Origin of the sequence: Saccharothrix sp. ALI-22-I, assembly GCF_001984175.1 — a bacterium.
In the GTDB taxonomy this organism is placed as follows: domain Bacteria; phylum Actinomycetota; class Actinomycetes; order Mycobacteriales; family Pseudonocardiaceae; genus Actinosynnema.
The window spans coordinates 17155-35968 of the sequence record NZ_MTQP01000064.1 but is presented as its reverse complement, the minus strand read 5'-3'; the positions used below and the strand labels follow the sequence as shown (position 1 = coordinate 35968).

The following is an 18814-nucleotide window of genomic DNA, read 5'->3' as shown; positions in this document are numbered from 1 at the left end:
GTGGCACAGCACGCCGCCGCCGCGCGTGACGACCGGAAGGTCTACAGCAAGCGCGGGCGCCGCCTGCCGGGCGAGCAGGCCGTGCCCAACTACACGCCGTCGATCTCCGCGCGCAGCATCGACGGGCACCTGCTGCGCACCGGCCAGGAGGTCTACGCCTGGTACCGGCTGGCGCCGCAGCGCTGGTCGTTCCGGTCGGACTCGCAGCGGCAGGACCTGATCGCGGCGATCGCGGGCCAGTACGCCGAACTCCAGGGCCGCTGGATGCACCTGCGCGTGACCAACCGGCCGTACCCGATCCGGATGTGGGCCGAGGCACACGTGCACAACGCCGTGCGCCGGCTGCCGGACACCCCGGGCACGCTGAGCTTCGACGACTACATGGTCGGCGAGCAGCAGCAGCTCATGGGCCGGTCGATGGCCGAGAAGGAGGTCTACCTCGGCGTCCAGGTGCAGACCCGCAACATGATGGACCGCGCGGTCGAACGCGCCGCTCCCGTGCTGCGCAAGGTCTTCCCGGACGCGGTGGACGCCGAACTCGTGGCCATCGAGTCCGAGATCGACCACCTGGACCAGGTGATCGGCTCCGCCGGACTGGAGGGCCGCCCGGCCACGGCAGAGGAGATGTCCTGGCTGATGCACCGGTCGTGCTCGCTGGGCCTGCCCGCGCCGCGCAACCTGCCCGCCGTCCCCGGCGCGCCGTGGGAGCCGGAGGACCTGGCCAGCTTCACCGACGCGGCGGACTTCCACCAGGAGCCCTACGCGCCGACGGTCACCGTGCGCGGCCGCACCGGCTCGAACGCGGGCATCAAGCGGCACGTCGCGGTGCTGACCGTGGGCCTGATGCACGGTCTGCAGATCCCCGAGCAGGACGACCCGTGGGTGCAGCGGTCGGACCGGCTGCCCGCCGCCGTCGAGTGGTCGGCGCGGATCTACGTCCGCCGGCCCGAAGAGGTCTCCGGTGAGCTCCAGCGGCAGATGAGCAAGGTCCGCTCGCAGGTGCGGCACTACACCGACGAGCACGAGCTGGACCCGCCGCAGTCGCTGGCCCGCCAGGCGTCCCGGGTGCTGGAGATCGACGACGAGATGACGTCGGGCTTCACCGCGCTGGGCACGCGGGTGCGCAGCTGGTGGCGGCTGGCCGTCTCCGGCCCGACCGAGCGCGAGGCACTGCGCCTGGCCCAGGGCCTGCTCGACCTCTACAAGCCGAAGGTGGCCATCGAGCACCCCGAGGCGCAGTACGCGATCGCCCGCGAGTTCATCCCGGGCGAGCCGCTGTCGGCGTCGGCCTACCTGCGCCGCGGTTCGGTGCTGTGGGCGGCGTCCGCCGTGCCGACCGCCACCGCCGAGGTGGGCGACCGGCGGGGCATCCTGCTGGGCGAGACGGTGACCGCGACCCGCCGCCCGGTGGCGTGGGACCCGTGGATGGCGCAGGAACTGCGCGACTCGTCCGGTCTGACCGCGATGGTCGCGGGCCTCGGCGCCGGCAAGTCGTTCCTCGGCGGCGGCATCGTCTACAAGACGTTGCGCGCGGGCGCGCACTGGACGCTGCTGGACCCGTCGGGTCCGCTGGCCGCGCTGTGCGAGCTGCCCGAGCTGAAGCCCTACGCGCGGCCGATCAACCTGCTCAACGCCCAGGCGGGCATCCTCAACCCGTACCGGGTGGTGGCCGAGCCGCAGCTCGACCACTTCATGGACGAGGAGGACCCGGAACGGGCGTGGCGGCGTGAACGCGCCCTCGCCGCGGCCACCCGCCGTCGCCTGGTGCTGGACGTGCTGTCCGGCCTGCTGCCGTTCGAGGTGGCCCGGCTGCCGCAGACCCGGATCGTGCTGCTGCGCGCGGTCCGCACGGTCGGCGGCCGGCCGGACGCGCACCCCGGCCAGGTGTTCGAGGCGCTGCGGCGGGACGCGAGCGAGCACCACGAGCACGCGGTCGTCGTCGCCGACTTCCTCGACGAGATGCGGGAGCGCATGTCGCTGCTCATCCCCGAAGAGGACGCCGACCCGTACAACGAGGCGCGTGACGACCGGCTCACCGTGCTGACGATGGCGGGCCTGAACCTGCCGAAGGACGGCACCGGCCGCGAGCACTGGACGGACGCGGAAGCGCTCGGCGTGGAGATGCTGAACCTGGCCGCGTGGCTGACCCAGCGGTCGATCTACGAGCGGCCGAAGGACCTGCGCAAGGGCGTCTGGATCGACGAGGCGTTCTTCCTGTCCGAGGTGCCGACCGGCCGCGTGCTGATGAACCGGTTCGCCCGCGACTCCCGCAAGTGGAACGTCCGCGTGCTGCTGTCCTCGCAGATCCCGGCGGACTTCCTGAAGATCCAGGGCTTCGTCACCCTGCTCGACTCGGTGTTCGTCGGCCGGTTGGACGACGACCAGGCGCAGGCCGACGCGCTGCGGCTGCTCAAGGTGCCCGTCGGCGCCGGCTACGAGCAGGTCGTGGCCAGCCTGGGCCGCCGCCCCGGCGGTGTCCGCACCAACCTCGAACGCGACCGCGCGCCGCGCCAGTTCATCTTCGCCGACGGCGCGGGCGGCGTGGAGCGGGTCCGGATCGACTTCTCCGGACCGCACCTGGAGCACCTGCGCAACTCGCTCGACACCACGCCGGACGCCCTGCGCGAGGGCGCGGAGTCGACCGAGATCGAGGTCTCCTCGCCGCCGCAGGACCCGTTCGCCTACGCCGAGCAGTACAGCGACGAGTACGACGACGAGCTGGCCGCCGACCTGGAAGTCGGCCTGACCGACGAGTTGGTCGATTCGGCGCACGGCGAGGGAGGAAACCGCCGACCGGGCCGGGAAGGCGCCGCATGAGCGAGCTTGCGAGCGAATCATCCAACACAGCGCGCGGTGCTCTTGCCACACCGAGCGCTAGCGAGGTGTGCGCATGAGCACCCTCTTCTTGGTGGCGCTGGTCGCCGCCGCGCTCTACGCGCGGCGGCGTTTCAGACGCGCTCAGGAACACGCCGAAGCGCACGGCCGGCCTGGCCGTGCCCGGTGGCGCGCGATGGCCGTGGTGGTGGCGGTCGTCGGCCTCCAAGTGGTCATCGGCGCCACGCCCGCCCAGGCTGCCCCCTGCGGTGAAGCGCCAAACCCGGAACGCCCCGGTTCCGGCATGGTCGGCGCGATCGACCCGCCGATCGGCAACGGCCTGCCGGACACGCCGTACCTGACCTACGGGTACGCGGGCATGGTCTGGCACACCTACCAGGAGAAGTGCCTGGTGCCCAACGCCACCCCGGTGCTGGACACCTGGATGGGCAACGAGCTGTTCAACGTCGGCAAGAACATCGTCGGCGCGACGAACGCCCTGCACTACACGGTCGTCGGCCAGGGTCTGCTCCAGCCGCTGGACGAGGCGGTCAAGGACGGCGTCCAGAAGGTCTACGACAACGTCTACCTGCGCTGGTTCGGCCTGGTCGCGTTGATCCTGGCGGTGTTGATGTTCCGCCAGATCTGGCAGGGCGACCTGGCCTCGATCAGCAAACGCGGGCTGTGGGCGCTGGCCGCGATGTGGCTGGCCACGTCCACGCTGGCGCTGCCCCAGTTCTACAACCTGCTCGACAGCACCCTGGTCACCAAGACGTCGGAGATCCAGGCGGGTTTCATCGACGTGAGCCAGGGCCAGGACAACCTCGACGTGCTGCCGTCGCGGCTGCACGACTCCGTGGTCTACCAGAGCTGGCTGCGCGGCGAGTTCGGCGCGCCCGAGGCTCCGCAGGCCGCCCAGTTCGGGCCGCAGCTGCTGGCCGCCCAGGCGTGGACGGTGCAGGAACTCGGCGAGCACAAGGACGGCGACCAGGCCGCGCTCGACGCGAAGAAGGCCGAGTACAAGAACATCTACTCGCAGCTCGGCCCGACGAAGGGCTACTTCAGCGGTGAGGACGGCGGCCGCACCGGCGCCGGGTTCCTGTCGCTGCTGCAAGCCGTCGCGTTCTCGTTGTTCCAGCTGTTCGCGAAGGCCGCGGTGCTGCTGGCCCAGCTGCTGCTGCGGGTGCTCACGCTGGCCGGCCCGCTGATCGGCCTGGTCGCGTTGGTGCACCACGACCTGCTGCGCAAGGTCGCCCGTGCGGCGGCCGTGACGGTGTTCAACGTGTTGGTGCTCGCGGTGCTCGCGGGCACGCACGCGCTGCTGCTCCAGGCGATCTTCAACGCGACCGGGCTGTCGCTGCTGACCAGGACGCTGCTCGGGCTGATGCTCACCGTGGTCTGCTTCATGGTCGGCAAACCGCTGCGCCGGATGTGGCAGATGGTCGAGATGTCGGTCGGCTCGGCGAGCAACGCGCTGCCGATGCGCGGCGGCGTCCTGTCCAGGCTGCGCAAGCAGAAGGAAGGCCCTTCGCCGCAGGAGGAGTTCTGGGACACCGTGCGCGACTCGGACCCGGACGGCCCCGAGGTGCCGCAGCGGGACCGGCGGCGGGTGCGGCCCGAGGCGGCCAACCCGGTGGCCGCGACCTCCCAGCGGTTGGACCGGGCGGGCAACAGCATCGGCGAGCTGGGTGTGGGCGTGAGCGGGAACGGCGCTCCGGCGCTGCCCTCCGGCGCGCGCAGCGGCCAGGCGGCGTTGCCGTCCGGCCGGTCGAGGGTGGTCGACGCGCCGCCCTTCACGGACCGGAACTACGACCGGGCCGACGACGCGGTGCTCGTGCCGTCCCGCGTCCCCAGCGGGTTCAACCGCGTCGCGGACACCCCGGTCGTGCCGGGGCCGCGTCGCGCTGAGACGGAGGTCGTGGCGGGACGGCAGGTCCACGTGATCTACCGGCCGTCACGCGGGCTCGAAGTCAGGGACAGCTGATGCCGATTCGGACCAATCGCGGCCGGGCGGCCGTGTACCGACGCCTGTGGGGCTGGCCGCTGCGGTCACCGAAGCACCTCGTCGCGGCGATCGTCGGCGTGACCGTGGTCGTCACCACGATCAGCGTGGTGATCCCGAACGCGGTCGCCCCGCGGTCGAACGGGAGCCTGCCCGGCGTCACGTCGACCGCGCAGACCCGCACCAGCGGCGGCAACCAGATCGGCGTGCTGCCGACCGTCACCACCTCGCCGTTGCCGACGAAGGCGCCGAGCCCCACCGCCGCGCCCAGTTCGGCCCCGGTGAACCCGAACGCGCAGATCGTCGCCGACTTGTGGGTGGACGCGTTCAGCAGCTTCGTGCCCGGCAAGACCACCAAGGAGCAGTGGCTGGCCGGGCTCAAGAAGCACACGTCGAACGAGATGTTCCCCCGATTGGCGTCGGTCGACCCGGCGAATGTGCCGGCGGTGATCGCCGAGGCGGTCAAGCCCGTCAAGTCGTCCACCGCTTCGGCGGACTTCGAAGCCGAGCTGAAAGACGGCAAGCTGATCGTCACGGTGGCGAATCTCCCCGAGGGCTGGGTCGTGACCGAGTGGACCAAGGTGGGGTGACATGCTGAAGATCGGGTTGGTGGTGGTCGCGGTCGTCGCCGTGGTCGCTATTGCCGTGGCCAACGGCGTGTCCACCGTGATCAACGAGAACACCCCGTCGGAGGAAGCCGCCGGCATCCGCATGGCGAGCTGCAACGCCTCGATCGGCCCGTGGGGGAGCGGCGGCGAGGAGAAGGGCCGCACCGACGCGGAGCGGCTCACCGACGAGCAGCTCACCACCGTCGCCAACATCATCTCCATCGGCCGCAAGCGCGAGCTGCCGCCGTTGGCGTGGCAGATCGCCATCCAGGCGGGCATGACCGAATCGGGTCTGCGCAGCCTCGACTACGGCGACCGCGACTCGTTGGGCATCTTCCAGATGCGGCCGTCGATGGGCTGGGGCACGCCCGCCGAGGTGACCAACCCCGAGTACGCGATCAACAAGTTCTACGACGTGCTGCTCAAGCTGCCGAACTGGGAGGAGCAGCGGCCCGGCGACTCGGCCCAGGACGTGGAGCGGTCGGCCTTCCCCGACCGGTACCACAACTGGGAGGCCATGGCCGCCTTCCTGATCAGCAAGGAAGGCGACATCACCGACCCGGCGGGCTGCGGCGAGGGCGCGGGGGAGTACCTGCTGGCGTCTAACGCGGCGGGCACCGCGATCGACTTCACCAAGGAGCAGCTGGGCGAGCCGTACCTGTGGGGCGGCAACGGCCCGGACGCGTGGGACTGCTCCGGCATCCTGGTCAAGGCGTTCGCCAAGGCCGGCGTGAAGATCCCCCGGGTGGCGAACGACCAGTACATGTCCGGTGGGGCGTACCTGCCGGTGCGCGAGGCCAAGGCCGGTGACCTGGTCTTCTGGGCCACCAACCCGGCCGACCCGGTCACCGTCCACCACGTGGCCATGTACCTGGGCGGCGACGAGTACATCCACGCGCCGCAGACCGGTGACGTGGTGAAGATCAGCAAGATCAACTGGGATTACCACGAGTTGATGCCACTGGCCGTCCGGCCGGGCGTGTAGGGGAGGCACGACGGTGTTCAACCACGAACCCATCCAGCGCCCGGCCGGGCCGCCCGCGTCGAGCACGCCGACGCGGGACTACCTCAACACGCGTCCGCCCGGCACCGACCAGGCGTACGCGGTGCTGCCGCGGTCGCTGGTCGAGGCGATGCCGCTGCCGTGGCAGCAGCAGATGGCGCACCTGCTGGCCGAGTTCCACCGCACCTACGCGCACCTCAACTGGCCGCTGTACCGGGTGGTGCCGTCCCGGATGGAACGGCTGGTCGACCTGGACGAGGACCAGCTGGCCGAGGTCGGCGCGATCGTGGAGATCGACTCGGACGGCGAGCTGGTGTACCGGGACCGCAGCGGCGCGCTGATCACCGATCCGGAGCACAGGACGGTGCTGGTGTCGGTGCTCGACCCGATCCCGGGCGATTTCGCCAACGCCAACCAGAACACCCCGCCGCGCGGTTTCCCGCAGCCGCCGGTGGTGCCGCAGCCGACGTACCCCCAGTCGGGTGCCTTCCCGGTGCAAGCACCGCCGGTGCAGACGCCTCCGCCACCCAAGTGGTGAACATGACATGCGCTCCCGCGCATGGAAACCTTGACTCATGGCGTCTGATCCGAACGCGTGGTACTACTGCCTGACCCACCGGACGGTCGAGCACGGCGTGGGCTGCCGGGGCGGCGACCGCATGGGCCCCTACCCCGACGAGGCCACCGCCCAGCGCGCGCTGGAGTTGGCGCGCGAGCGGACGAAAGCCGAGGACAAAGTGGATAAGGAGTGGGGCAAGCGCTGAGGCCGGCTTAGGGTCGTCAGGGTGCAGCACATGGTGATCCGCACTGGTCGGGCGGACCTGGACTTCGGCGGCATCCGGGCCGAGTTCGACCTGCCCGAGGAGTTCCCGGCGGCCGCGCTGGCCGAGGCGCAGGCGGCGGTGTCCGGTGACGTCGGCCGGGACGACCGCGAGGACGCGACCGCGTTGCCGCTGGTGACGATCGACCCGCCCGGCGCCAAGGACCTGGACCAGGCGTTGCTGGTGGAACGGGTCGGCACCGGGTTCGGGGTGCACTACGCGATCGCCGACCTGGGCGCCTTCGTGGTGCCCGGTGGCGCGCTGGACACCGAGGTGCGCAAGCGCGGCCAGACGCTGTACCTGCCAGACGGCAACGTGCCGCTGCACCCGCCGGTGCTGTCGGAGGGCGCGGCGAGCCTGCTGCCGGGGCAGACGCGGCCGGCGGTGCTGTGGACGTTCGACTGCGGCCCGGACGGCGAGCCGGTCGAGGTGCGGGTGCGCCGGGCGGTGGTGCGCTCGACCGCCCAGTTCGACTACGAGACCGTGCAGGCTTCGTTCGACGCGGGCACGCCGCACCCGTCGATCGAGGCCCTGCCGGACTTCGGCCGGCTGCGGCGGGAACGCGCGGCCGACCGGGGTGCGGTCGAGTTGCAGCTGCCCGAGCAGGAAATCGTGCCGAACGGGGACGGCGACTGGAAGCTCGTGGTCCGGCCGCGCGCCGACGTCGACTCGTGGAACGCGGAGATCTCGCTGCTCACCGGCATGGCGGCGGCGAAGATCATGCTGGCGGCGAAGGTCGGCGTGCTGCGCACCCTGCCGGACGCGGACGACGGCGCGGTGGACGCGTTGCGCCGATCCGCGCATGCTCTGGGCGTGCCGTGGCCGGAGGGCGTGACCCCGTCCCGACTGCTGGCGAGCCTCGACCCGAGCCGCCCGGAGGCGCTGGCGCTCTTCGTCGACGCGACCCGTCTCCTGCGCGGTGCCGGGTACACGGCGTTCAACGGCGAAATCCCCACGATCTCCACCCATGCGGGCCTGGCCGCCCCGTACACCCACGTGACCGCGCCGCTACGGCGTCTCGTGGACCGTTTCGCCACCGAGGTCTGCCTGGCCGTGACGGCGGGCCAGGCAGTACCCGAGTGGCTGACCAAGGCCCTGCCCCTGCTGCCCGGCCTGATGGGCGGCTCGGACACGTTGGCGAGCAAGGTCGACCGGGCTTGTCTGGACCAGGTAGAGGCGTGGGTGCTGGCAGACCGGGTCGGCCACGAGTTCGAGGCGATCGTGCTACGCGCCGACACCAACGGCGCCGACGTCTTCGTCGCCCAACCACCCGTGATGGGCCGTTGCACGGGCGAGAACCTCCCCGAAGGCGAACGCATCGCCGTGCGGCTGGTGGAGGCCGACCAGGAACGCCGCAAGGTCGTCTTCGAACGCCTGTGATCCGGTCAGCCCGACCCCGATGAGAGCGGCCGTGGTCCAGCACCTGTGATGTGATGGCCGGGTGACTGATATTCGTGAGCTCACCGTCGGGGTCCTGGGTGGTACGGGTGCGCAGGGCAAGGGGCTGGCGGTGCGGTGGGCCAAGGCGGGGCTGAAGGTTGTCATCGGGTCGCGTAACGCCGAGCGTGCCGAAGCCGCGGCCGAGGAGGTGCGGGAGCTGACGGGTGTCGGGCACGTCAGTGGCGCGGACAACGAAGGCTGCGCCGTGCAGGCCGACGTGGTGCTGATCGCGGTGCCGTGGGACGGGCACGCGGACACCGTGGCGTCGGTGCGCGGGCCGCTCGCCGGCAAGATCGTGATCGACTGCGTGAACCCCCTCGGCTTCGACAAGCAGGGTCCGTTCGCGCTGCCCGTGCCGGAGGGCAGCGCCGCCCAGCAGGCCGCCGCGCTCCTGCCGGACTCCCGCGTCACGGCCGCGTTCCACCACGTCTCCGCGGTCAACCTGGCCGACCTGAGCATCGACGTCGTCGACAACGACATCCTGGTCCTCGGTGACGACCGCGAAGCCACCGACCTGGTGCGCGCACTGGCCGACACGATCCCCGGCTTCCGGGGCGTCTACGGCGGCCGGCTGCGCAACGCCCACCAGGTGGAGGCGTTCACCGCGAACCTCATCGCGATCAACCGCCGGTACAAGGCGCACGCCGGCCTGAAGATCACCGATATCTGATGCTGCCGGTCGACGACCTCGGCGAGCCGGTCGTCCTGCACGGCCCGCCGCGACGCGTGGTCAGCCTGGTGCCGTCGCTCACCGAAGCCCTGGTCACCGTCGACCCGGCGCTGCTGATCGGCGCCACCGACTACTGCACCCACCCGCCCGACCTGGACGTGACCAGGGTCGGCGGCTCGAAGTACCCGAAGGTCGACCGGGTGCTGGCCCTCGAACCCGACCTGGTCGTGGCCAACAGCGAGGAGAACCGCCACGAGGACGTGGAACGTCTCCGTGCCGACGGCATCCCGGTGTGGGTGACGGCCGCGCCCGCCACCGTCCCCGCCGCCCTGGGTTCGCTGCGCCGCCTGCTGGGCACGGTGTGGGACGTGGAACCGGACTGGCTGGTCCAGGCCGAACGCCTGTGGCGCGACATCACCCCACCGTGGACCCGCGCGGTGGTCCCGGTGTGGCGCAAACCGTGGGTGGTGCTGGGCCGCGACACGTTCGCCGGTGACGTCCTGCTGCGCCTCGGGGTGGTCAACGCCTTCGCCGACCACTCCGAGCGCTACCCGCGTCCGGAACTCGACGAACTCCAGGACGCCGACATCGTCGTGCTGCCCGACGAGCCGTACCTGTTCACCCCGGACGACGGCCCGCAGTTCTTCCCGAACCTGCGCCCGGTGCACGTCTCCGGCCGCTACCTCACCTGGTACGGCCCGTCGCTGGTCGAAGCACGCCCGGCACTGGAAGCGGCGCTCAAGCCCTGACGGCCCGACGGCACACCGCGTCAGTCCCGGTCGAGGAACCGCTCGGCGACCACCTGGCCGTGGAAGGTCTGCCCGGTCGGCGTGAAGCCCGTGCGCAGGTAGAACTGCTCGGGCCCGTCGGGGTGCGGTACCCACAGGACGGTGACCCGGTTCTGGCCGCGACGGCGTGCCTCGGCGCAGAGTTCCTCGACGGCGAACCGCCCGTACCCGGCGCGCTGGTGGCCCGCCGCGATGTTGAGCCGCCAGATCCCGCAGCGGAAGAAGTCGACCGGACTGGCGGGGTCGAAGCCTCCCATGATGAAACCGACGAGCCGCTCACCGTCGTAGACCAGTCGTGGCCACGCTGTCGTGGGCTGCGCGTAAGCCTCGGCGAGGGACACCGCGACGGGCGCGACGAACTCCTCCTGCCGCGGTTCGACTTTCAGCCTGCACGCGTCCAGCACGTTGTCGGGTGTGACCGGTTCCAGTCGGAGATCCATTCGCGGGAGTCTGATCGCGGACCGGATCACATGTCCAAGCGGGAGTGTGCTGGATCACAATTTCCGGAACCGGTCCGTCGCGTCGAGCAGCGCCCGCAGAATCCCCGGCTCGTCGAACGCGTGCCCGGCGTCCGGCACCATCACCAGCTCCGACCCCGGCCACGCCTTGTGCAGCTCCCACGCCGAAGTGGCCGGCGTGGCGACGTCGTACCGGCCTTGCACGATCACGCCCGGGATGCCGGCGAGCTTGCCCGCGTCACGCAGTAGCTGCCCTTCCTCCAGCCACCCGGCGTGCCGGAAGTAGTGGTTCTCGATCCGCGCGAACGCCAACGCGTACCGGGGCTGCGCGAACGCCTCCACCAACTCCGGCCGCTGCACCAGCGTCACCGTCGAGCCCTCCCACACGCTCCACGCCACCGCGGCCGGTTCGTGCACGGCGGGATCGGGGTCGTTCAGCAGCCGACCGTAGGTCTCGATCACGTCGTCGCCTTCGGGCACGAGTGCCGTCACCCGCTCCCACAGCTCCGGGAACAGGAACCCGGCCCCGCCGCCGTAGTACCAGTCGAATTCCTTGCGCCGCAACGTGAAGATGCCGCGCAACACCAGTTCGGTGACCTGTTCCGGGAACCGCTCGGCGTACGCCAGCGCCAGCGTCGAGCCCCACGACCCGCCGAACACCTGCCACCGGTCCACACCCAGGTGTTCGCGGACCTTCTCCAGGTCCGAGACGAGGTGCCAGGTGGTGTTCGCGGACAGGTCCGCACCCGGCTCGGAGGCGTGCGGCAAGGACCGCCCGCAACCCCGCTGGTCCAGCAGCACGATCCGGTACACGGCCGGGTCGAACAGCCTGCGGTGCACCGGCGCGCAGCCGCCGCCCGGACCGCCGTGCAGGAACACGACCGGCTTGCCGTAAGGGTTTCCGCAGACTTCCCAGTAGACGCGGTTGCCGTCGCCGACGTCGAGCAGGCCCTGGTCGTAGGGCTCGATCTCGGGGTACATGCGCCCACTCTGCCGCAGACCGGCTGAGAGTGGATCAACACCGGTGTCGCCGCGCCGACCGGAAGCCCGCGCGGCGACCCGGAAGAACCAGATCAGTGGAAGGTGTGCTCCGGGCCGGGGAACTGGTGGCCCTTCACCTCGGCCGCGAACTGCTCCGCCGCCGACTTCATCACGCCCGCCACGTCGGCGTACCGCTTCACGAACCGCGGCGCGCGGCCGCGGCGCAGGCCCATCATGTCCTGCCAGACGAGCACCTGCGCGTCCGTGTCCGGTCCCGCGCCGATGCCGACGGTGGGGATGTGCAGGTCGTGCGTGATCTGCTTGGCGACCTCGCCGGTCACCATCTCCAGCACGACCGCGAACGCGCCCGCGGCCTCGACGGCGTGCGCGTCCTCCACCACGGAGTCGAACGCGTCGCTGCGCCCCTGCACCCGGTAGCCGCCGAGCTGGTGCTCGCTCTGCGGGGTGAACCCGATGTGCGCCATGACCGGGATGCCCGCCCGCACGATGGCCTCGATGTGCGGGGCGAAGTGCTTGCCGCCTTCGAGCTTCACCGCGTGCGCGCGGCCTTCCTTCATGAACCGCACGGCGGTCGCGACGGCCTGTTCGACCGAGACCTGGTAGGAGCCGAACGGCAGGTCGGCCACGACCAGCGCCCGCTTCACCGACCGGGTCACGCCCCGGACCAGCGGGATCAGCTCGTCCACGGTCACCGGCAGCGAGGTGTCGTAGCCGTAGACGTTGTTGGACGCGGAGTCGCCGACCAGCAGCACCGGGATGCCTGCCTCGTCGAAGAGCTCCGCGGTGTACATGTCGTAGGCGGTGAGCATGGGCCACGGCTCGCCGCGTTCCTTCATCTCCCGCAGGTGGTGGATGCGCACCTTCTTGCCAGTCGCGGCGGCGTTCTTGCCTGCCCCGCTGCCGTAAGGCGCGGCTACTTCGTTGGATGCCTCGACAGAGGTCATCGTCGACCGTCCTCCCTCGGGGCCTGCTTCGTCGCGGGTCCCCGGGCCTTGTTGCACGGTTACCCGACCAGCCTGACACCGACGCAAGAGGAAATGCACGGAGTGCGAGTAGCTTCACACGGCATGGCTTGCCGCATCACCGAGTTGGTCCTGGACTGCACCGATCCCGAAGCGCTCGCCCGGTTCTGGTGCGCGGTGCTCGACTACCAGGTGCTCACCCGCGACGACGACGGCGTCGAGATCGGTCGCGAAGGCGAGTTCCCCACGCTGGTCTTCGGCGTCGTCCCCGAGCCCAAGAGCCAGAAGCTCCGATTCCACATCGACGTCAACGCCACGGACCGCGATCAGGACGCCGAGCTTGAGCGCCTGCTCGCCCTGGGCGCACGACTGGTGGACATCGGTCAGCAGGACGTGAGCTGGCACGTCCTGCAAGACCCGGAGGGCAACGAGTTCTGCCTGCTCAAGCGCCGCGTAGCGCCCTGAGCACGGCCAACGCCACCGCGTCGGGCCGGTCCACCGGCACCATGTGGCGGCTGCCGGGCACCAGCACGTTGCGCCCGGTCGGCGTCAACGCGGCCAGCGCCACGTGCTCGGGGAACTCCCGCCGACCCGCCGTGAGCACGGTGAACGGCACCGGCGGCAACGGCCGGAACGCCCGCAGCCGCTCCACCGCGCCCACCTGCGCCGGGTACGACGCCAACTCGTCCAGCACCGCCCGCGTCACCGTCGCCCGCCCGTAGACCGACCGCAGCGCCGCGGCCGACGCCGGATCACGCCGCCCGAGCGTCGAACCCCGCACCGCCCACCGCCGCAGCCGCATCCCCTGAGCGGCCACCAGCGGGTCCAGCCCGGACCGCAGCACCCACCGCGCCACCAGCGCCGACAGGTCGAACGGCCGCCCCGCGCCCGGCACCTCCGGATCCGGGTCCACCACCACCAGCCCGCGCACCCGACCGGGCCGCAGCCGTGCCCACGCCTCCACGTGCAGCGCCGCCATCGAGTGCCCCACCAGCACCGCCGACGGCGCCCCGGCCAGCACCGCGTCCAGCACGGCCACCTCACGTGCCAGCGAGGCCGGTGCGAGCGCCGGGCCGGACAGCCCGGTGCCCGGCCGGTCGAACGCCAGCACGTGCGCGTCCGGCAGCAGCGCCACCACCGCGTCCCAGTCGAACCACGCCCCGCCCAACGCCGAGCTGAGCACCACCACCGGCCCCTCGACACGCCCGGACGCGCGAACGTGCACCCGACCGGCGAGTGAGGCAATCATTGACAACCCGAGTTCCTTTGGAGCGTGTCGTGGCTGTGACCAGGTGGAAGTCGCGGACGGCGGGTGTCGTCGCCACGGTCGTGCAGCTGGCGGCCCTGGCGTCGGTCCTGCTGTTCCTGATCGACGAGGAATCCGACCTCGCCCAGGGCATTCTGGCGGTGTCGTACCTGCTCGGCCTACCCGTAGAGGCGAATCTGTTCATCGTCCTGGTGCTGGTCGTGCTCGGCGCGGCCCTGCGCCGGCGCAAGAGGGCCGCCCTGTGGACGTTGCTGCTGTTCGAAGCACTCAACGCGGTCTCGGTGTTGTTCCTCCTCGTCCGCTATTGGATCGATCCGGCACCGTTCCTCGGCAGCGACGAGTCACCCGATCGGCTACAAGTGACGATCGATCTCGGCAGTTTCGTCGTCTTCACCGTCGCGGTCATCGTGCTGCTGCTGGTGATCAAGGACGCGTTCCCGGCCAAGCTGGCGCCGGGCGCGTGGTGGCAGGCGCTGGTCGTGTTCCTCACCGGGGTCGTGGCGTTGTGCCTGGTCGGCTGGGGTCTGGCCGAGCTGTTCCCGGGCCACCTGCACGGCACCTGGCACAAGCTGGTGTGGGCGGCGAACCAGATCACCGGCGAGGTGCTGCCGCAACGCCGCGGTGGCGAGGGCCCGGAGTGGCTGGGCGTGCTGCTCGGCTTCGGCGGCATGCTCGTCGCGATCGCCGCGCTGTACGTGTTCTTCCGCGGGGTGCGGTCCAGGCGGTCGCTCACCGACACCGAGGAGCTGGACGTGCGGCGGCTGCTGGCCGCGCACGGCGAACCCGACTCGCTCGGCTACTTCGCCACCCGCCGGGACAAGAGCGTGGTGTTCGCCCCGGACGGCCGCGCCGCGCTCACCTACCGGGTCCTCGCCGGCACCACGCTGGCCAGCGGCGACCCGGTCGGCGACGAGGAGGCGTGGCCGCAGGCCGTGCAGGCGTGGCTGGACGAGGCCAGGCGGTACGGCTGGCTGCCCGGCGTGCTCGGCGCCAGCGAACGGGGCGCGCGCGTCTACGCGGCGGCGGGCTTGAAGGCGTTGGAGATCGGCGACGAGGCCGTGCTCGACGTGCGCGAGTTCACCCTGAACGGCCCGGAACGCCGGGCCGTGCGCCAGGCCGTGAGCCGGGTGGAACGCGCCGGCTACACCTCCCGCGTCCGCCGGCACGCCGAGATCCCGGCCGACGAGATGGCGTCGATCCTCGACCTGGCCCAACGCTGGCGCGGTGCGGCGACCGAGCGCGGGTTCTCCATGGCGCTGGGCAGGCTGGGCGACCCGACCGACGGCCGGTGCGTGATGGTCGAGGCCTACGACGCGGACGGTGAGCTGCGCGGACTGCTGTCGTTCGTGCCGTGGGGCAGGCGCGGGCTGTCGCTGGACCTGATGCGCCGCGACCGGGCCGCCGAGAACGGCCTCAACGAGTACATGGTGGCCGAGGTGGTGGCGGCCGGCACGCGGCTGGGCGTGCAGCGGGTCTCGTTGAACTTCGCCATGTTCCGGGCGGTGTTCGAGGAGGGCGAGAAGATCGGCGCGGGGCCGGTGCTGCGGGCGTGGCGTCGGGTGCTGAGCCTCGGGTCCAGGTTCTTCCAGCTCGAATCGCTGTACCGGTCCAACGTCAAGTACGGCCCGGACTGGCTGCCCCGCTACCTGTGCTTCACCCGCACCCGCCACCTGCCCAGGGTGAGCATCGCGGCGGGCGTCGCCGAGGGGTTCGTGCCGAACCTGAAGGCGCTGTTCCAACGCGGCTCGTCCCGCGCGCTGCAGTACGAGACCGCCGACGCGGGCTTCGCGGCAGAGGTGGCGGAGATCGACGCGATCAAGGTCGAGCCCCGGCAGGTCCGCCGCCCGGAACAGGTGCGCATCCGGATCGCCAAACTCGACCGCCTGCGCGCCGACGGCATCGACCCGTACCCGGTGGCCTACCCGCGCGAACACTCGGTGGCGCGGTCCCGGGAACTGTTCGGCGAGGTCGTCTCGGTGACCGGACGGGTGGTGGCGCTGCGCGAACTGGGCGGCCTGTGCTTCGCCCGCATCCGTGACTTCACCGGCGAGATCCAGCTCATGCTGGACGCCCAACGGGTGGACCTCGGCCCGTGGAAGGCGGGCGTGGACCTCGGCGACCACGTCGGCGTGCGCGGCGAGGTGATCTACTCGCGGAGGGGCGAGCTGTCCGTGCTGGCCGACTCGTGGACTGTCACCGCGAAGTGCCTGCACCCGTTGCCGGACAAGCGCAAGGGCCTGTCCGACCCGGAGGCCCGCGTCCGCCGGCGGTACCTGGACCTGGTGGTGAACGAGGACTCGGCGCGGATGCTGTGGGTGCGCAGCGAGGTCGTGCGCGGCATCCGTGACTTCCTGCACGACCGCGGGTACCTCGAAGTCGAGACGCCGATGCTGCAAGCCGTGCACGGAGGCGCGAACGCGAGGCCGTTCGTCACCCACATCAACGCCTACGACATGCGCATGTACCTGCGCATCGCGCCCGAGCTGTACCTGAAGCGGCTGTGCGTGGCGGGCGTGGACCGGGTGTTCGAGCTGAACCGCAACTTCCGCAACGAGGGCGCGGACGCCGGCCACAACCCCGAGTTCACCATGCTGGAGGCGTACCAGTCCTACGCCGACTACACGACGATGCTGCACCTCATGCGGGAACTGGTGCAGCACGCCGCCGTCGCCGCGCACGGCCGCATGATCGCCGTCCGCGACGGTGTGGAAGTGGACATCTCGGGGGAGTGGCCGATCGTCCTCGTGCACTCGGCGGTCTCCCGTGCGGTGGGCGAGACGATCACGCCGGACACACCGTTGGCCGAGCTCCGTGAGGTCTTGGTCGGCCACGGCATCGCACTCGGGGACGAAGCCGACCACGGCGCGCTGGTGCAGGCGGCCTACGACCAGCTGGTGGAGCCGAACACCGTCGAACCCACCTTCTACACCGACTTCCCGACCTCGGTGTCACCCCTGACCCGGCAGCACCGCGCCGACCCCCGCCTGGCCGAACGCTGGGACCTGGTGGCGTTCGGGACGGAGATCGGCACGGCCTACTCGGAGCTGACCGACCCGCTGGAGCAGCGCCGGCGGCTGGAGGCGCAGTCGTTGAAGGCGGCCAGCGGTGACGTCGAGGCGATGGAGCTGGACGAGGACTTCCTCGCCGCCCTGGAGCACGGCATGCCACCCACCGGCGGTCTCGGGATGGGCGTGGACCGGGTGCTGATGATGCTCACCGGCACGTCGATCCGGCAGACCGTGCTGTTCCCGTTCGTCAGGCCCGTTTCGTGAGCAGGCCGGCGTGGGCCTGGATGGCGGCCGTGGCGGCGTCCAGTCCGGTCGGGTCGGTGATCGTGGTGTTGTCCAGGTAGGTGACGCCCGCCGGCACGGCGTCGCTGCCCACCGGGTCGGCGTCCCAGAAGTTGCCCTGGTAGACGACGTGCTCCAACGGCGGGCTGACGTTGAGGACGGAGGTGTTGTCGGCGCGGGCGACCACGTTGTCCTCGACCCGCACCCAGGTGGCCCCGTAGTCGGTGTAGAGGCCGAAGTTGTACGGCGTGCGGACGTCCTTGATGACGTTCCCGCTGATCACCGCGCCGTTCTCGGCGTCGCCTTGTGGCCCGGACAGGTAGACGCCGCCGCCGTCGGCCAGCACGCCCATGGCGTCGGTGGTGAGGTTGCGCAGGATGCGGGTGCCCTGCCCGGGACCCGCGGTGATGCCGTTGTGCGGTACGTCCCGGACGTGGTTGTGCGCGACGGTGCAGTCCTCCGTGTTCAGGAGGGCGATGCCGGGGGAGCCGGAGTGGTCCAGCCCCACCCGTTCGACGAGGTTGTCCTCGACCAGCACCCCGCGGCCGCCGGTGACCGCGATGGCCGAGGCGGCGAGGGTGTCGAAATCGCAGCCGCGCACCACCAGGTCCGCGTCGCCGGTCGCGCCGAGCGCCGTCGCGCCCAGCCGGGTGAAGCGGCAGCCCTCGAACCGCACACCGGTGGTCCCGTCGAGCCGCACGCAGGCGGGGATCAGTTCCTGCTCCTCCGGCACCGCCAGGGCACCGTCGTCCAACACCACCTTCCCGATCGTGCCCCCGTCGTAGTAGCCGTTCGCGTGGTAGTGCAGGAAACCCCGGTCACCGCCCGGCCGCAGCCACGTGGTGTCGGCGAACACCAGGCCCCGGAACGTCACGTTCTGGGTGCCGGTGGCGTGCAGCAGCACTTCCAGGGCGGGGGCGACCACGTTCGGCTGCTCGTCCGGGTGGGGGAGGTAGTGCAGGACGTGGTGACCGGGCCGTGAGCGGTCCAGGGCGAACGTGCCGGGCTCGGTGAGGAACGACGGGTCGTTCTCCAGCCGGGTCGGCTCCTGGGGACCGACCATCACCTGGCCGGACCACTCGGAGTTGTAGATCTCCATCGCCCAGCCGAAGGCGGGCTGCGCCATGGTGATCACGGTCTCGCCGCCGTCACGGGTGACCGACGCGACCGGGATGCGGGCCTCGGTCCACGGGTAGACGCCCCGGTGCACGAACTCGACCGCTGCCGCGTTCCGCCAGTTCAGCGGGCTGTCGGTGACGTAACCGGTCGTGGTGCGGCGCACGTCGCCGGGGATCGCGTCGATACCGGCACGCTCGACCCGCCGGCCGTTCACGGTGAGGTGGCGGGTGACCAGGTCGCCGACGTCGGCCCGCCACACGCCGTCCTGGTCCCGTTGGCCGGTGATCTCGCGCCCGCCGCTGATCACGGCTTCCTCCTGCGCGTCGGTGCCGTGGCCGAACGCCTGGTAGACGATCCGGTGCCCGTCGCGGCCGGAGTCGTCCTCGGTCAGCTCGAACGGTTCGGTGAGCACGTGCGTGCCCGCTCTGAGGTGCACGACGACGTCACCGCCGGCCTCCCTCGCCGCACGTCGTGCGCGCTCTAACGTGGCGAACGGCCGCTCGACGGTGCCTGCCGTGGAATCGTCCCCGCTGGGGGAGACGTAGAACTCGACCATGTCCACACCTCCAA

The 18814-nt window shown here is 71.2% G+C and carries 16 protein-coding genes; 11 read left to right on the top strand and 5 right to left on the bottom strand.

What is annotated here, in order from left to right:
- The 9 genes from ALI22I_RS25150 (at position 1) to ALI22I_RS25110 (ending at position 10107) form a co-directional block, all read left to right on the top strand.
- A complete protein-coding gene (locus ALI22I_RS25150; RefSeq protein WP_077008288.1) occupies positions 1-2817 on the top strand; it encodes an ATP-binding protein in 2817 nt (938 codons plus the stop codon).
- A 73-nt stretch (positions 2818-2890) separates the two neighbouring features.
- Positions 2891-4798 carry a hypothetical protein gene (locus ALI22I_RS25145; protein ID WP_077008016.1) on the top strand — a complete coding sequence of 636 codons (1908 nt, stop codon included), beginning with the start codon at positions 2891-2893 and terminating at the stop codon, positions 4796-4798.
- Positions 4798-5406, top strand: a complete 609-nt coding sequence (locus ALI22I_RS25140) for a hypothetical protein (RefSeq protein WP_077008015.1) — start codon at positions 4798-4800, stop codon at positions 5404-5406. Before ALI22I_RS25145 ends, ALI22I_RS25140 begins: the two co-directional genes overlap by 1 nt.
- A 1-nt stretch (position 5407) precedes the next feature.
- Entirely contained in the window at positions 5408-6409 is a 1002-nt protein-coding gene (locus ALI22I_RS25135) for a C40 family peptidase (RefSeq protein ID WP_143532427.1), read from the top strand.
- A gap of 13 nt (positions 6410-6422) precedes the next feature.
- Positions 6423-6965, top strand: a complete 543-nt coding sequence (locus ALI22I_RS25130) for a hypothetical protein (protein WP_077008014.1) — start codon at positions 6423-6425, stop codon at positions 6963-6965.
- Between the two features lie 37 nt (positions 6966-7002).
- On the top strand, positions 7003-7191 hold the full coding sequence (locus ALI22I_RS25125) for a hypothetical protein (RefSeq protein ID WP_077008013.1): 189 nt from the start codon (positions 7003-7005) through the stop codon (positions 7189-7191).
- 30 nt (positions 7192-7221) lie between these two features.
- Positions 7222-8628, top strand: coding sequence for an RNB domain-containing ribonuclease (locus ALI22I_RS25120; RefSeq protein ID WP_143532426.1), 1407 nt, complete (start codon positions 7222-7224; stop codon positions 8626-8628).
- Between the two features lie 61 nt (positions 8629-8689).
- Entirely contained in the window at positions 8690-9358 is a 669-nt protein-coding gene (npdG, locus tag ALI22I_RS25115) for an NADPH-dependent F420 reductase (RefSeq protein WP_077008012.1), read from the top strand.
- Complete coding sequence (locus ALI22I_RS25110; protein ID WP_077008011.1) at positions 9358-10107, top strand: helical backbone metal receptor; 750 nt, start codon at positions 9358-9360, stop codon at positions 10105-10107. Before npdG ends, ALI22I_RS25110 begins: the two co-directional genes overlap by 1 nt.
- A gap of 20 nt (positions 10108-10127) precedes the next feature.
- Here the strand turns inward: ALI22I_RS25110 and ALI22I_RS25105 are convergent, their stop codons facing one another.
- From ALI22I_RS25105 to panB, 3 genes are all read right to left on the bottom strand, one after another.
- Positions 10128-10586 carry a GNAT family N-acetyltransferase gene (locus tag ALI22I_RS25105; RefSeq protein WP_077008010.1) on the bottom strand — a complete coding sequence of 153 codons (459 nt, stop codon included), beginning with the start codon at positions 10584-10586 and terminating at the stop codon, positions 10128-10130.
- 54 nt (positions 10587-10640) lie between these two features.
- Positions 10641-11585 (bottom strand): prolyl aminopeptidase, encoded by a 945-nt coding sequence (gene pip, locus ALI22I_RS25100; protein ID WP_077008009.1) that lies wholly within the window; start codon positions 11583-11585, stop codon positions 10641-10643.
- A gap of 92 nt (positions 11586-11677) precedes the next feature.
- The gene (panB, locus tag ALI22I_RS25095; protein ID WP_077008008.1) at positions 11678-12550 is read right to left on the bottom strand and encodes a 3-methyl-2-oxobutanoate hydroxymethyltransferase; all 873 of its coding nucleotides are present in this window, start codon (positions 12548-12550) and stop codon (positions 11678-11680) included.
- A 123-nt stretch (positions 12551-12673) separates the two neighbouring features.
- Between panB and ALI22I_RS25090 the strand changes: the two genes are divergently transcribed.
- A complete protein-coding gene (locus ALI22I_RS25090) occupies positions 12674-13033 on the top strand; it encodes a VOC family protein (protein ID WP_077008007.1) in 360 nt (119 codons plus the stop codon).
- On the opposite strand, the gene ALI22I_RS25085 is transcribed toward ALI22I_RS25090, so the two are convergent.
- Positions 13011-13817 carry an alpha/beta fold hydrolase gene (locus ALI22I_RS25085; protein WP_077008006.1) on the bottom strand — a complete coding sequence of 269 codons (807 nt, stop codon included), beginning with the start codon at positions 13815-13817 and terminating at the stop codon, positions 13011-13013. The two genes, ALI22I_RS25090 and ALI22I_RS25085, sit on opposite strands and share 23 nt — an antisense overlap.
- 29 nt (positions 13818-13846) lie before the next feature.
- On the opposite strand from ALI22I_RS25085, the gene lysX reads away from it, so the two are divergent.
- The gene (gene lysX / locus ALI22I_RS25080; protein WP_083752022.1) at positions 13847-17107 is read left to right on the top strand and encodes a bifunctional lysylphosphatidylglycerol synthetase/lysine--tRNA ligase LysX; all 3261 of its coding nucleotides are present in this window, start codon (positions 13847-13849) and stop codon (positions 17105-17107) included.
- Here lysX and ALI22I_RS25075 read toward each other — a convergent pair.
- A complete protein-coding gene (locus ALI22I_RS25075) occupies positions 17091-18800 on the bottom strand; it encodes a right-handed parallel beta-helix repeat-containing protein (RefSeq protein ID WP_077008004.1) in 1710 nt (569 codons plus the stop codon). The two genes, lysX and ALI22I_RS25075, sit on opposite strands and share 17 nt — an antisense overlap.
- Positions 18801-18814: the final 14 nt, after the last annotated feature.

Bases quoted from the DNA above. Each gene is read 5' to 3' on its own strand.
- ALI22I_RS25145 (WP_077008016.1), top strand. From the start codon at position 2,891: ATGAGCACCCTCTTCTTGGTGGCGCTGGTCGCCGCCGCGCTCTACGCG.
- ALI22I_RS25140 (WP_077008015.1), top strand. From the start codon at position 4,798: ATGCCGATTCGGACCAATCGCGGCCGGGCGGCCGTGTACCGACGCCTG.
- ALI22I_RS25135 (WP_143532427.1), top strand. From the start codon at position 5,408: ATGCTGAAGATCGGGTTGGTGGTGGTCGCGGTCGTCGCCGTGGTCGCT.
- ALI22I_RS25125 (WP_077008013.1), top strand. From the start codon at position 7,003: ATGGCGTCTGATCCGAACGCGTGGTACTACTGCCTGACCCACCGGACG.
- ALI22I_RS25120 (WP_143532426.1), top strand. From the start codon at position 7,222: ATGGTGATCCGCACTGGTCGGGCGGACCTGGACTTCGGCGGCATCCGG.
- ALI22I_RS25110 (WP_077008011.1), top strand. From the start codon at position 9,358: ATGCTGCCGGTCGACGACCTCGGCGAGCCGGTCGTCCTGCACGGCCCG.
- ALI22I_RS25105 (WP_077008010.1), bottom strand. From the start codon at position 10,586: ATGGATCTCCGACTGGAACCGGTCACACCCGACAACGTGCTGGACGCG.
- pip (WP_077008009.1), bottom strand. From the start codon at position 11,585: ATGTACCCCGAGATCGAGCCCTACGACCAGGGCCTGCTCGACGTCGGC.
- panB (WP_077008008.1), bottom strand. From the start codon at position 12,550: ATGACCTCTGTCGAGGCATCCAACGAAGTAGCCGCGCCTTACGGCAGC.
- ALI22I_RS25090 (WP_077008007.1), top strand. From the start codon at position 12,674: ATGGCTTGCCGCATCACCGAGTTGGTCCTGGACTGCACCGATCCCGAA.
- ALI22I_RS25085 (WP_077008006.1), bottom strand. From the start codon at position 13,817: ATGATTGCCTCACTCGCCGGTCGGGTGCACGTTCGCGCGTCCGGGCGT.
- ALI22I_RS25075 (WP_077008004.1), bottom strand. From the start codon at position 18,800: ATGGTCGAGTTCTACGTCTCCCCCAGCGGGGACGATTCCACGGCAGGC.